The 13,101-nt window shown below is 57.4% G+C and carries 17 protein-coding genes; 15 read left to right on the top strand and 2 right to left on the bottom strand.

The features are described from left to right. Nucleotides 1-24: 24 nt before the first annotated feature. From rplP to map, 13 genes are all read left to right on the top strand, one after another. Nucleotides 25-444, top strand: coding sequence for a 50S ribosomal protein L16 (gene rplP / locus AC6FTP_RS02550; protein ID WP_497202355.1), 420 nt, complete (start codon nucleotides 25-27; stop codon nucleotides 442-444). A 20-nt stretch (nucleotides 445-464) separates the two neighbouring features. Beyond that, a complete protein-coding gene (gene rpmC, locus AC6FTP_RS02555; protein WP_497205333.1) occupies nucleotides 465-674 on the top strand; it encodes a 50S ribosomal protein L29 in 210 nt (69 codons plus the stop codon). A 39-nt stretch (nucleotides 675-713) separates the two neighbouring features. Continuing rightward, nucleotides 714-989, top strand: a complete 276-nt coding sequence (gene rpsQ, locus AC6FTP_RS02560) for a 30S ribosomal protein S17 (RefSeq protein ID WP_497205334.1) — start codon at nucleotides 714-716, stop codon at nucleotides 987-989. A gap of 56 nt (nucleotides 990-1,045) precedes the next feature. Continuing rightward, entirely contained in the window at nucleotides 1,046-1,414 is a 369-nt protein-coding gene (rplN, locus tag AC6FTP_RS02565; RefSeq protein ID WP_497205335.1) for a 50S ribosomal protein L14, read from the top strand. 4 nt (nucleotides 1,415-1,418) lie between these two features. After that, nucleotides 1,419-1,697 (top strand): 50S ribosomal protein L24, encoded by a 279-nt coding sequence (gene rplX, locus AC6FTP_RS02570; protein ID WP_497205336.1) that lies wholly within the window; start codon nucleotides 1,419-1,421, stop codon nucleotides 1,695-1,697. A gap of 88 nt (nucleotides 1,698-1,785) precedes the next feature. Further along, nucleotides 1,786-2,379, top strand: coding sequence for a 50S ribosomal protein L5 (rplE, locus tag AC6FTP_RS02575; RefSeq protein WP_497205337.1), 594 nt, complete (start codon nucleotides 1,786-1,788; stop codon nucleotides 2,377-2,379). A gap of 37 nt (nucleotides 2,380-2,416) precedes the next feature. Further along, nucleotides 2,417-2,806 (top strand): 30S ribosomal protein S8, encoded by a 390-nt coding sequence (gene rpsH, locus AC6FTP_RS02580; protein ID WP_497202349.1) that lies wholly within the window; start codon nucleotides 2,417-2,419, stop codon nucleotides 2,804-2,806. 27 nt (nucleotides 2,807-2,833) lie between these two features. Then, nucleotides 2,834-3,373 (top strand): 50S ribosomal protein L6, encoded by a 540-nt coding sequence (gene rplF, locus AC6FTP_RS02585; protein WP_497205338.1) that lies wholly within the window; start codon nucleotides 2,834-2,836, stop codon nucleotides 3,371-3,373. Nucleotides 3,374-3,394: 21 nt separating this feature from the next. Then, nucleotides 3,395-3,748, top strand: coding sequence for a 50S ribosomal protein L18 (gene rplR, locus AC6FTP_RS02590; protein WP_497205339.1), 354 nt, complete (start codon nucleotides 3,395-3,397; stop codon nucleotides 3,746-3,748). A 19-nt stretch (nucleotides 3,749-3,767) separates the two neighbouring features. Continuing rightward, entirely contained in the window at nucleotides 3,768-4,274 is a 507-nt protein-coding gene (gene rpsE, locus AC6FTP_RS02595) for a 30S ribosomal protein S5 (protein ID WP_497205340.1), read from the top strand. A gap of 37 nt (nucleotides 4,275-4,311) precedes the next feature. Further along, a complete protein-coding gene (rplO, locus tag AC6FTP_RS02600) occupies nucleotides 4,312-4,752 on the top strand; it encodes a 50S ribosomal protein L15 (RefSeq protein WP_497205341.1) in 441 nt (146 codons plus the stop codon). A gap of 110 nt (nucleotides 4,753-4,862) precedes the next feature. Next, complete coding sequence (gene secY, locus AC6FTP_RS02605) at nucleotides 4,863-6,362, top strand: preprotein translocase subunit SecY (RefSeq protein WP_497205342.1); 1,500 nt, start codon at nucleotides 4,863-4,865, stop codon at nucleotides 6,360-6,362. A 21-nt stretch (nucleotides 6,363-6,383) separates the two neighbouring features. Continuing rightward, on the top strand, nucleotides 6,384-7,202 hold the full coding sequence (gene map / locus AC6FTP_RS02610) for a type I methionyl aminopeptidase (protein ID WP_497205343.1): 819 nt from the start codon (nucleotides 6,384-6,386) through the stop codon (nucleotides 7,200-7,202). A 6-nt stretch (nucleotides 7,203-7,208) separates the two neighbouring features. Here the strand turns inward: map and AC6FTP_RS02615 are convergent, their stop codons facing one another. Both AC6FTP_RS02615 and AC6FTP_RS02620 read right to left on the bottom strand, forming a co-directional pair. Then, complete coding sequence (locus AC6FTP_RS02615; protein WP_497205344.1) at nucleotides 7,209-8,006, bottom strand: ABC transporter permease; 798 nt, start codon at nucleotides 8,004-8,006, stop codon at nucleotides 7,209-7,211. Beyond that, nucleotides 8,003-8,785, bottom strand: a complete 783-nt coding sequence (locus tag AC6FTP_RS02620) for an ABC transporter ATP-binding protein (protein ID WP_497205345.1) — start codon at nucleotides 8,783-8,785, stop codon at nucleotides 8,003-8,005. The genes AC6FTP_RS02615 and AC6FTP_RS02620 overlap by 4 nt, the downstream gene beginning before the upstream one ends. Nucleotides 8,786-8,851: 66 nt before the next feature. On the opposite strand from AC6FTP_RS02620, the gene AC6FTP_RS02625 reads away from it, so the two are divergent. Next, nucleotides 8,852-11,707 (top strand): PSD1 and planctomycete cytochrome C domain-containing protein, encoded by a 2,856-nt coding sequence (locus tag AC6FTP_RS02625; RefSeq protein WP_497205346.1) that lies wholly within the window; start codon nucleotides 8,852-8,854, stop codon nucleotides 11,705-11,707. 4 nt (nucleotides 11,708-11,711) lie between these two features. Then, nucleotides 11,712-13,101, top strand: a 1,390-nt coding sequence (locus AC6FTP_RS02630) for a DUF1501 domain-containing protein (RefSeq protein WP_497205347.1), incomplete at its 3' end; no start/stop codon positions are given.

Genomic DNA, 13,101 nt, shown 5'->3' on the forward strand with positions numbered 1-13,101 from the left:
GAACCGGATACCCAGAATTGACCCATGGCCCTTCTTCCCAGTCGAGTAAAATATCGCAAAACCCAGCGCGGCAACCGCGGTGGTAATGCCACCAGTGCCAACAAATTGGACTTTGGTGACTTTGGTCTCCAGGTGCTTGACCGCGGCTGGCTTAAAAACAATCAGATCGAAGCTTGCCGAGTTGCCATCACCCGTTTCCTCAAGCGTAAAGGCAAGGTTTTCATCCGTGTCTTTCCTCATAAGCCAGTTACTGCTCGTCCGCCAGAAACACGAATGGGTAAAGGTAAAGGCTCCCCTGAATTTTGGGTTGCCGTGATTCTTCCTGGACACGTCCTTTATGAAATCTCCGGCGTGAATGAAGCTACGGCCCGTGAAGCCTGCCGTCTCGCCGCGAACAAGCTGGGTTTCCGCACCCGCTTCATTACCCGCGCCATCTCCCATTAATCTCTGCCTGACTGACCCCAATGAAGATCAAAGAACTCCGTGAGCTATCCGTGGAAGAACTCGGTGCCCGCAAGCGCGAAATCCGTCAGGAAATGCTGAATCTGCGCGTGCAGCAGCAGATTGGGCAGCTCGAAAACCCTTCTCGCCTTCGCACTCTGCGTCGTGAAGTGGCCCGACTCGAGACACTCATCACCCAGCGCAACAGTGCCGTCGCCGCAAAGGCCGCCTGATTTCCATTTAACGTAACCTTTTGAACTGACCGAAGCATCATGAGCGAAACAGCAACAGCGACCCCAGCCAAAGCCCCCGTGCAGAAAACGCGCGTCGGCATGGTGGTCTCAGACAGAATGAACAAGACGATCGTCGTCGAAGTCGAGCGCCGCGTGCCCCACGCCAAGTTCAAAAAGATCGTCCGTAAGACCTCCAAGTTTTATGCCCACGACGAAAATGGTCAGGCCAAGGAAGGTGACAAAGTGCTCATCGCCGAGACTCGTCCACTAAGCAAACTCAAGCGCTGGAACCTCGTCGAGGTGCTCAAGCATTAATCGCCGTCCGTCTTTCGCAAGCTCACTTAACCCAATCATTCGAGGAGAATACCACAATGCTTCAGATGGAGTCTTCAATCCCGGTCGCTGACAATACCGGCGCCCGCATGGCCGAAATGATCGGCGTTCTCGGCAAGAAAAACAGCCGTTTCGCCTACATCGGTGATATCATCACTGCTCACGTTCGCGAGTCCACCCCGACTGCCAGCGTGAAAAAAGGTGAAGTTGTCCGCGCGGTGGTTGTCCGCACCGCGCACCCAATCCGCCGCAATGATGGCTCTGTCCTGCGTTTTGATAAGAACGCCATCGTTATCATCGACAAGGATAACAACCCCAAGGGAACCCGTATCTTTGGTCCTGTTGCCCGTGAACTTCGTGACAAGAATTTCATGAAGATCGTCTCCCTCGCCCCCGAAGTGCTGTAACGCCATGAGCCGTACCAAGACCCACGTCAAAAAAGGCGACACTGTCGTCGTCATCGCCGGAGCCCACAAAGGCGCTCAAGGCACCATCAAAGAAGTGCAGCCAGCCAAGAGCCGTGTGCTTATTGAAGGCGTTCGCATCATCAAAAAAGCGGTGAAGCCTTCCCAAGCCAACCCTAACGGCGGCTTCATCGAAAAAGAAGGCCCCATCCATATTTCCAACGTCAAACTTGCCGAAGCCCCAAAGAAAGCGGCTCCAGCAAAGAAGAAGGTTGCGAAGAAGTAAGAGACCCCCTAATTGCCGCCCCCTCTGATTCCTTGCCCGTCCGTAAAACGTGGCCCCCAGAGAAAAGGCAGCACAGCCAAACTGAAACATGACCCCAGTCCTCAAAACCCTCTATCAAGAGAAAATTCGCTCCGCGCTCAAAGAGCAGCTCGGCGTCCCCAACATCCATCAGGTTCCGAAGCTTGATAAAATCGTCATCAACTGCTCAGTCGGCTCACAAGGTGAGCGCAAGCAAGCGATCGAAGATGCCGTGAATGAAGTACAGCTTATCACCGGTCAGAAACCCATCATCACAAAGTCAAAGAAGGCCATCGCCAACTTCAAACTTCGCATCGGTGAAAACGTAGGTGTCAAAGTGACCCTCCGTGGAACGAAGATGTATGACTTCCTGATGCGCCTCGTCCGCACAGCATTGCCGCGTGTGCGTGACTTCCGTGGTGTCGCTCCCCGTTCCTTTGATGGTCGTGGCAACTACACTCTAGGCATCAGCGACCAGTCTATTTTCCCCGAGATTGAGCTTGATAAAATTAAGCGCACCCTCGGTTTTGACATTACCTTTGTGACTTCGTCTAAAAACGATGATCATGCTCGTGAACTCCTCCGTGCGCTCGGCATGCCCTTCCGTGGCAAAATCAGCCAGCAGCAGAAAAAGGACGAAGGCGAATCTGAAGCCGCCGCCTAAACTGAACCTGAACTGAAACGTCCGACTCCACTGAGCCATGACTGACCCGATTTCCGATTATCTCACCCGCATCCGTAACGCTGCCGCCGCCGGCCAGCAGGAAGTCTTCGTACCCTTCTCCAAAGTGAAGAACGAGATTTCCCGCATCCTTCAGGAAGAAGGCTACCTGTGGAGTTACGAAGTTGACACCACCGCCGCTCGCCCTCGTTTGAAACTGAAGCTCAAGTATCAGGATAAACTTCCCGTCGTGCGCCACATCAGCCGCGTCAGCAAACCTGGCCTGCGCAAATACGTCGGTTCTGACGAGATCCCCCGTGTGCTCGGCGGACTTGGCATTTCCATCCTTTCCACCTCACGCGGTCTCATGACCGGCACCCGTGCCAAGAAGGCCAAGGTCGGCGGCGAATTGCTCGCCAAGGTCTGGTAACCCCCAACACAAGAGGAATCCCAAATCATGTCACGAGTCGGTAAACAACCCATCTCCATCCCGGATAAAGTCAGCGTCAAAATCGGCGCAGATCGTTCCGTTCTCGTTGAGGGCCCCAAAGGCAAACTCAACTGGACCCTTCCTGAAGGCGTCACCGTCGTCTCCGAAGGTAAGGAAGTTCAAGTCACACGTCTGAACGAAGATCGTAAGGTGCGCGCCATGCATGGCACCACCCAGCGTCTGATTTCCAACATGGTCCACGGCGTCAGCCAGGGCTATCGCAAAGACCTTGAAATTCACGGCGTCGGCTTTCGTGCCGCCGTCAAAGGCAATGTCATTGATCTCCAGCTCGGCCAGAGCCATGACCGCCTTCATCCCATCCCTGCCGGTGTCAAAGTCACTGTGGCGGAAAACACCAAGATCGCCATCGAAGGCATCGACAAACAAGTCGTCGGCCAGCTCGCCGCCGACATCCGCGCCTACTACCCGCCAGAGCCTTACAAGGCCAAGGGCGTCCGTTATGTCGGCGAAGTGATCCGCCGCAAGGCCGGCAAGAGCGTGAAGTAACCCCAGACGAGCACCACGAACATGGCTTTAGATCGCAAAATCATCCGCTCGCGCGTCCACGCGCGCATCCGTCAGAAAGTCAAAGGCACCGCAGCCCGTCCGCGCCTTGCCGTTTACTTTTCCAACACCAACGTTTACGCCCAGCTCATCGACGACGAAGCCGGCAAGACCATCGTTTCCGCTTCCACCAAGGAAAAAGGATTTGAAGGCGGCAAAGCAAATATCGCCAGCGCCACCAAGGTTGGTCACACCGTTGCTGAGCGCGCCATTGCTGCCAAAGTCGAAGAAGTCGTCTTCGACCGAGGTGGTTTCATTTATCACGGCAAAGTCAAAGCACTCGCCGATGCCGCCCGTGAAAAGGGTCTGAAGTTCTAATCCCCTACCGCACCCAATTATGGCAGAAGAAAACCGCAACTCTGATGGCGACTCCGTCGAAAAAGTCGTCCACATCAACCGATGCGCTAAAGTCGTGAAAGGTGGACGTCGCTTCAGCTTCTCCGCTCTAGTCGTCTCTGGTGATCGTAACGGCCGCGTTGGCTGGGGATTTGGCAAGGCGAACGAAGTCGCTGACGCCATCAAAAAAGCCACCGAATCTTCCCGCAAGAAGATGAATGTTGTGCACCTCAATAACAACACCATCCCGCACGAAGTCATCGGCCAGCACGGCGGTGGTCACATCATGCTCAAGCCTGCTTCCCCGGGTACTGGCATCATCGCCGGTGGTGGAGCGCGCGCTGTTCTTGAAGCTGTGGGTGTCAAAGACGTCATTGGCAAATCCTTTGGCTCCAGCAATCACGCCAACGTCGTGAAAGCTACCCTCGCCGCCCTCGCCGCTCTCCGTCCAAAGGATCAAATCCTCCGTGCACGTGGCAAAGAGATCAAAGAGCGCAAAGCCCTCTAAAGTCTCCAACCTCCAATCTTCAATTTTAGATTTTCTCATGCGTCTTCACGATTCCCAACCCCGCCCTGGTGCAGTTAAACGCAAAAAGCGTATTGGCTGCGGCGAAAGCTCAGGCCATGGCAAGACCTCCTGTAAAGGACACAAAGGTCAGATGGCCCGTTCCGGTCGCGGTATCCGCCCAGGCTTCGAAGGTGGTCAGATGCCTCTCTTCCGTCGTCTTCCCAAAAAGGGCTTCTCAAATGTCCAGTTCCGCGACGTTTACGAAACCGTCAATGTCGGCGATCTCAATGCCTTCGACGACGGCGCTGTCATCAACGAAGGTTCTCTTCGTGAGAAAGGCCTCGTTAATCGCAACTGTGACGCCATCAAGATCCTCGGTACTGGCGATCTGAGCCGCAAGCTCACCGTCGAGATCACGAGCCTGAGCGCCTCCGCCCGCGAGAAGATCGAGAAGGCTGGCGGCTCCGTTGCCGCCTGATCCCCGAATCCCTACCTTTGAGCGGGCCGGTCCCTGCCAACTTTACTGTTGGTCATGTGGCCAGGCCCGTTTTTCTTTATCACGACACGCTTTTTTTTGACCTCACCATCATGATTTCCGCCTTCTACGACAGCTTTAAAATCCCGGATCTGCGCTCACGCATCCTCTTTACATTGGCGATGATCGTCATCGTCCGAATCGGAACGGCTATCACACTGCCCGGCGTGGACGGCAGCGTGCTCGATGAGTGGATCAGCAGTCGTGCAGACAACGGTGGTGCTGCCGCTCAGGTGGCTGCCCTGCTGAACGTCTTCTCCGGTGGTGGCCTGCAAAACTGCGCCATCTTTGCCCTCGGCATCATGCCATACATAAGCGCCAGCATCATGCTTCAGCTTCTCACTGCGGTGTACCCCCCGCTGAGTAAAATGGCTCGTGAAGAAGGTGGTCGTCAGAAAATCACCCAATACACCCGCCTTGCCACCATCGCGCTGTGCTTGTTCCAGGGTTATCTGCTTGCCAAATCCCTCGCCCAGCCCGGCCAAAACATCTTCCTCGGCGGTCTCCAGGAAGTCATCGACCGCACTGGCAAGCCACTCGTGCCCGATTATGGCCCGATGTTTGTCATCGTCACCGTCATCACCATCACCGCAGGCACCATGCTCATGATGTGGCTGGGTGAAATGATCACCGAGCGTGGCATTGGCAATGGCGTCTCCATCCTCATCTGCGTGAATATCGTTGCCGACCTTCCTGGTGCCATGGTTCAGGTTTGGCAGACCTACGTCGGCAATGCTGCCGGTGATGCCAGCAAGCCTGCTACGCTGGTTCTTTTGCTCGCCTTCATGATCATCGTCATTGCCGGGGTTATTGCTATCACCCAGGCCACTCGACGCATCGCCATTCAATACGCCAAGCGCGTTGTCGGCCGCAAAGTCTATGGTGGTCAGACCCAATATCTACCCTTGAAGGTGAATTATTCCGGCGTCATGCCCATCATCTTCGCTCAGGCCATTCTGCTCTTCCCGGCACAGATTCTCAGCGCTCTTTTCCCTGACGTTCGCTGGGTGCAGGACTTCTCCGCTCTCATCGGTTCCGGTTGGGTCTATTATGTGCTCTCCGCTGGGTTGATCTTCTTCTTCAGCTACTTCTGGGTTGCCACCATGTTCCAGCCCACCCAGATCTCCGAGGACCTAAAAAAGAGTGGCGGTTATCTCCCAGGCATTCGTCCAGGTAAGCCGACAGCGGACTTCCTCGACTTCACGATGAGCCGTCTCACCTTTGCAGGTGCCATCTTCCTCACTGGCCTTTACGTCATGCCTGCCGTTGTCAGCCGTTTCCTTGGCATCTCACCTCAGACCGCCCAGTTCTTCGGCGGCACCAGCCTTCTCATTCTTGTCGGTGTCGTGCTTGATGTGATGCGCCAGATCGAAACCCATCTCCTCCAGGCCCATTATGACGGGTTCCTCAAAAAGGGCCGCATTCGTGGTCGTTTTGACCGCATGGCACAGACCGGACAGGTTGCGGATTCCCGCACCGTCGTCTGGCTCTGGACTGGCATCGCCATCCTCGCCCTCGTCGGCGTCGCCTACTTCATTTCCACAGGCAAATAATCGAGGCCGGCATCCAAGAACATGCTCGGTAACAAGATTCCGATCCGTCATGGCTCCGTCCTGAACGGTCTGCGCGCGGCTAATGCGCTTGCTCGCGATGTTCTCCTCAAAACGGCAGCACAGGTAGCCGTCGGCATCACCACGGGTGAAGTTGATCGCTACGCTGCCTCAGAAATGAAAGCGCGTGGATGCAAAAGCGCTTTCCTCGGCTATCGCAAGTTCCCCGGTCACATCTGCATCTCCATCAACGAGGAAATTGTCCATGGCATCGGTGGTCCGCGTGTCATTCAGGATGGTGACATCGTGAAGATTGACGTCGGCATCGAATACGATGGCTGGATTGGTGACAACGCTCTCACCGTTCCCGTCGGCAACGTCGCCAAGGAAACCATGCACCTCCTCGCTGCCACGGAAGAATCTCTCCACGTCGCCATCCGTCACGCTCGAGATGGATGGATGCTCGGCGATCTATGTCACAGCGTCGAAAACCACGTCAAACAATACGGCTACACCGTCGTCCGCGAATTCGTCGGTCACGGCGTGGGCCGCAAACTCCACGAAGAACCACAGGTCCCGAACTACGGCAAAAAGGGCGATCGCCCCCGTTTGAAGGCCGGCATGTCCATTGCCATAGAACCGATGGTGAACATGGGCACTGAGAAGACGCGAGTCCTCGCCGACAAGTGGACTGCCATCACGGTGGATCGCAAGCCCAGCGCGCACTTCGAACACGTTGTCCTCGTCACCGATCAGGATCCCGAGGTGCTCACCTTCCGTAAACGCATGTTCCCCAATGGTGTGAACGATCTCACGCCATTGCCAGTCAGCGCGCTGATGTGAGTTTGGCTACTGAGTAGCAAACTTCGTCAACAGCCCACGCTTGCGTGTGAGGTTCAGAATCCAGACGAACAGGCAGCCTGCCACAGCCAGGAAGAGCACGTTCAGTCCCGTGGAGATCCATAGGTAGTTCCAGTTCATGCTTCCGGTCTTCATTACCTCACGCATGCCTTCAAAAATGTAAGTCGGGGGGAAGCACCAGGCGATGGGCTGTGACCATGCTGGCATCTTGTCCACGGGGTAAAACACCGCGACGACGGGCTGGAAGAAGAAGGGAACGGCCCATGCCAGTGATTCCGCCGCCTGCCCCCAGCGCAGGATGAGCGCCGTGGACATCATGCCCAGTGACCAGCCGAAAAGCATCAGATTGGCGAAGAAGGGAATGAGCCACCATTCGAGCTGGAAGATGTTAAACGAGTATCCAAACCACGAGATGAGGCTGAGAACAATCGCAGTGATGGCGATACGGAGCGTGCCTACAATGAAGGTAGCACTGACGTATTCGAGGGTGCGCACCGGGGCGACGAAGATGTTCAGCAGATTCCGAGTCCACACATCCTCCAGGAATGAAATGGCCACGCCTTGCTGGGCACGAAACATGATGTCCCAAAGGATCATCGCACCGAGGAAGAAGAGGATGAACTCGCCAAATTTGGCGTCGCTGTTTGCCTGGATGAAGACGGTTACATTCCCCCACACCACGAGATCCACGACCGGCCAAAAGACCAGCTCAACGAGGCGCATGGGGCTGCGGGTGTAGAGAAAGAGATAGCGCAACACGAGGGCGCTGATGGTGTGAAAGTTCATGACTGCTTTTCCTTCGCGGGTTCGTCGATGATTTCGCCGTCGCGGGCGATTTTGATGAAGACATCCTCCAAGTTCGCACTGCTGGACTGCGCGACGATGTCTGTCGGCGTGCCTTCGCAGACGATTTTGCCTTTGTGCAGGAAGATCACGCGGTCACAAACCTCCTCGATGTCCCGCATGTTGTGGGAGGTGTACATGATGCCGATGTTCCGCTCGCGCTGCACCTTGCGTACGACCTTGCGCACCTTGTCCGCAATGTCTGGATCAAGGCTCGCTGTCGGTTCATCCAGCATCAGCAGCTCAGGATCATTCAGGAAAGCCTTCACCAGATTCACGCGTGTGGATTCACCTGCGGAGAGCTGCCCCGTCACGCGATCCGCTAGATGCGAGATCTCCAAAAGCTCCATCAGCTCAGCGATTTTTTTCTTCGGCTCCTTCACTCCGTAGATGCGAGCAAAGACGATCAGATTTTGCCTCACCAGCAGGTTCCCCGGCAGAGCCGTGTAGGCTGATGAAAAATTCGCCCGCTGAAGGATCGCGATGCGGTGTTGATGCAACGGCAGACCAAAGGCGAAAAGATCGCCCCCAGTCGGCAAAGTCAGGCCGAGCAGGCAGTTCATCGCCGTCGTCTTGCCAGCACCATTGGCACCGAGCAGTCCCAGCACCTCTCCGCGATGCAGTTTGAAGGAAAAACGGTCGAGCGCCTTCACGCCGTCGAACTCACGGGTGAGCTCGCGGGCCTCGAGAATGACTTCGCGTGTGTCTGGGGGGGCTGACATGGGCGCGGAGAATCGTCGGACCTCGGCGGAATGCAAACGCGAGCCTGTATCGGGCGTTGGTTGTGGATGCTTTTCAGCCGAGCCAGCATCCTAGTCGCCATTCTTCCCGTTCACCTCACGGCAGCGGAGCTGTCGTTCAACCGCGACATCCGCCCGATCCTCAGTGACAACTGCTTTTACTGCCACGGGCCGGACAGAAACAACCGGAAGGGCGATCTGCGGCTCGATGTGAGCGAGGAGCTGATCAAGCTCGGCCCGAAGACACTGATCGAACGCATCACCACCACCGATGCCGATGATCTGATGCCGCCGGCGGATTCGCACAAGAAGCTCTCGGCGAAGCAGAAGGATACGCTGAAGCAATGGATCGCCGAAGGAGTGAAGTATGAGCCGCATTGGGCGTTCGTGCCGCCGGTGAAATCGAAAACGGGCAAGTCCATCGACGACTTCATCCGGGCGGAGTTGAAGAAGCACGGGCTTCAGCCTGCGCCGAAGGCTTCACGGGAAACTTTGATGCGGCGGCTGGCTTTGGATCTCACGGGGCTGCCGCCGAAGGTGTCTGACAAGGCTGACCTGAATGACTTTATTGACCACCTTCTCGACTCGTCGCATTACGGTGAGCACATGGCGGTCGCGTGGCTGGATGCGGCGCGGTTTGCGGATACGAATGGCTACCAGGTGGATCGTGATCGCGAGCTGTGGCCGTGGCGGGACTGGGTGATCAAGGCCTTCAACGCGAACATGCCTTTCGATCGGTTCACCATCGAGCAGCTTGCGGGGGATTTGCTGCCGGGTGCCACGCTGGATCAAAAGATCGCCACGGGTTTTCATCGCAATCACATGCTCAATGAGGAGGGCGGCATCATCGCGGAGGAGTTTCTGGCTGAATACACGGCCGACCGCGTGGAGACGACGGCTGCCGTGTGGATGGGACAGACCTTCAACTGCTGCCGCTGCCACGATCACAAGTTCGATCCCTTCACCGCGAAGGACTTCTATGCGATGAAAGCCTTCTTCCACAACGTGCCGGAGCGTGGCGTGGGCATTTACAGCAATCCAGTGCGCACCAATGCGCCGCCTTTTGTGAAACTGCCCGCACCTGAGCTGGAGGCAAAAATCGCGGCGCTGAATGCGAAGCTCAAGCCCGTCGAGGACAAGCTCAAAGGCCTCGCGGCGGGTGATCTCGAACCTTGGGCAAAAAAGCTCGTCGCGGCGAAGATCGACTGGCTGTCGCTCGAGCCGCAAAAAGCCACGGGTGGTGACAATCCGCCTCAAATCTCCGAAAAAGCTGTTTTGATCGGTCCGCAGGAAACGCGGGCGAACAACATCGTGATCAAGGCCAAGCTGCCGCCGGGCAAAATCACTGCGATGCGTCTCGAATGCTCCACCACGGCTCCTGCGGCCAGTTTTCAATGGAGCGAGCTCAAAATGGGCGAAGCCAAGCTGCATCCCATCGATGCCACGCACGCCAGCGTGCTCGACAATGATCGCAAAACCAAATCCGTGCTCTCGGTGGCACCGAGCAAGTCGGTGCAGGCACTGTTTAAGCTCGAAAAGCCTCTCGAAGGTGCCGAGGTGACGATCACGATCGGTGTCGAGAATGCCGGCGGACCTTCGCAGTGGCGTTTGTTTGCCACGACGACTCCGACCGATGTCATCGCGCCCGCGAGCATCGTGAGCATCGCAGAGAAAGTGCATGCGAAACGAACAGCCGCCGAACGAAAACAACTCGCGGACTTCAGGCTTGCTCAAATGCCTGAGCATCGTCGCCTCAGCGCTGAAGCCGCTTCTTTGAAGAAGCAGATCGCCTCTGCGGAAGCGGAGATTCCCACCACGCTGGTCATGGAGGAGCAGAAGGAGATGCGTCCCACCTTCATCCTCATGCGCGGTGCCTATGACAAGCCGGGCGAAAAGGTCGCTGCGGCCACGCCCGGTGTTTTGCCCGCACTCGCCGCTGATCTACCACGCAACCGGCTCGGCCTCGCGAAGTGGCTCGTGAGCCGTGAGAACCCGCTCACCGCACGCGTGATCGTGAACCGCTTCTGGCAGCATTTCTTCGGCACCGGTCTCGTGCGCACCAGCGAGGATTTTGGCTCTCAAGGTGAACAACCAAGTCATCCTGAGTTGCTCGACTGGCTCGCGGTGACGTTTCAAGAGAGCGGCTGGGATGTGAAGAAGCTCGTGAAGATGATCGTGACGAGTGAGACGTATCAGCAGAGTTCTCAGTTTTCGGTTCGCAGTGCTCAGTTGGACCCGATGAATACCTGGCTCTCCCGTGGTCCGCGTCATCGTCTCAGCGCCGAAGTCATTCGCGATCAAGCTCTGGCCGCCAGCGGGCTGCTGGTGGAGAAGATCGGCGGCCCCAGTGTGAAGCCGTATCATCCGCCGGGCCTTTACGAGCAGGTGGTGGCCCAGCGTGACAACCCCAAGGCCACCTACCAGCAGGGCAGTGGCGATGATCTTCATCGCCGCAGCCTCTACACCTACTGGAAGCGCAGCGTGCCGCATCCGGGCATGCTGCTCTTTGATGCGCCTTTCCGCGAGACCTGCGCCCTCCGACGCTCTCGCTCGAACACACCGCTGCAGGCGCTGAACTTGATGAATGACCCGACGTATGTCGAAGCGGCTCGGTTTCTTGCTCAGCGCATGATCAAGGAAGGCGGCACGAGCATCGAGTCACGACTCACGCATGGTTTTCGACTACTTCTCGGACGAAACCCGAGCCAACAAGAATTCCAAGTCCTCACCGCCGCCGTCGAGCGATCCACCCAGGGCTTCACCAAGGACCCCGAAGCCGCCAAACAGCTCATGGCGTTCGGCGAAGCCAAAACCGACGACAAACTGCCCCCCGCTGAACTCGCGGCCTACAACACCGTCGCCAGCACGCTGATCAATCTCGACGAAACCATCACCAAGGAGTGACCTTATGAGCACCGAATCCTCTCTCGCACCCTTCTCACGTCGTAACTGGCTCAAGACTCTCGCCGTAGCTTCGCTCGCGAATCCGAAGCTCTTCGCTTCGCAGGCGTCTCACTTCGCACCCAAAGCAAAGCGCATCATCTGGCTCACGCAGGCGGGTGCGCCTTCACAACTCGATCTGTTTGATTACAAGCCCGGTCTCGCGTCGCAGTTCGACAAGGACTTGCCGAACTCCGTGCGTGGCGAGCAGCGGCTCACGGGCATGACAGCGGGTCAGAAGCGCTTCCCCATCGCGCCGTCGGTGTTCAAGTTTGCGCAGCATGGCCAGAGCGGCATGTGGTTGAGCGAGTTGCTGCCGCACACCTCGAAATTCGCGGATGAGATATGCCTCATTCGCTCGCTGCACACCGAGGCCATCAATCACGATCCAGCGATGACGCTGCTGCAAACCGGGCATCAAATCGGCGGTCGGCCCGCGTTTGGCGCGTGGGTGTCGTATGGCCTCGGCTCGGACAACGCGGACTTGCCTGCGTTCGTCGCGCTCATCTCGCGACCCAGCGGTCCTACGAATGCGCAACCGCTGCACGAGCGCATGTGGGGCAGCGGCTTTTTGCCGTCGAAGTATCAAGGCGTGCGCATGAGCTCCGGCAAAGACCCCGTGCTCTTCCTTTCGAACCCGCCCGGCATCACCACCGAGCGCCGCCGCGCCATGCTCGACGATGTCGCCGCGCTGAACCGGCTCAAGCTCGCCGACTACCACGATCCCGAAACGCAGGCCCGCATCGATCAATACGAGATGGCCTTCCGCATGCAGTCCGCCGTGCCCGACCTCGCCGATCTCTCCAAAGAGCCCGCTGACATCTACGAGCGCTACGGACCCGAGTCGAAGAAGCCTGGAACCTATGCCGCGAACTGCATCCTCGCCCGCCGGCTCGCCGAACGCGGCGTGCGCTTCATCCAGCTCTACCATCGCGGCTGGGACCAGCACAACAACCTGCCCAGCGGCATCAAGAGCCAGTGCCACGACACCGACCAGCCCACCGCGGCGCTTTTGGCCGAGCTCAAAGAACGCGGCATGCTCGATGACACGCTCGTCATCTGGGGCGGCGAGTTTGGGCGTACGGTCTATTCGCAGGGCGTGCTTACGCGCGACAATCACGGCCGCGATCACCACCCGCGCTGCTACAGCGTCTGGATGGCCGGAGCTGGTGTGAAAGGCGGCCACGTCCACGGCGAGACCGACGACTTCAGCTACAACATCGTCAAAGACCCCGTGCACATCCACGACCTCAACGCCACCGCCCTCCACCTCCTCGGCCTCGATCACACCCGCCTCACCTACCGCTTCCAAGGCCGCGACTATCGGCTCACGGACATTCATGGCGAGATCGTGAAAG

The sequence above is a fragment of the Prosthecobacter sp. genome, from assembly GCF_044378005.1.
GTDB lineage: Bacteria > Verrucomicrobiota > Verrucomicrobiia > Verrucomicrobiales > Verrucomicrobiaceae > Prosthecobacter.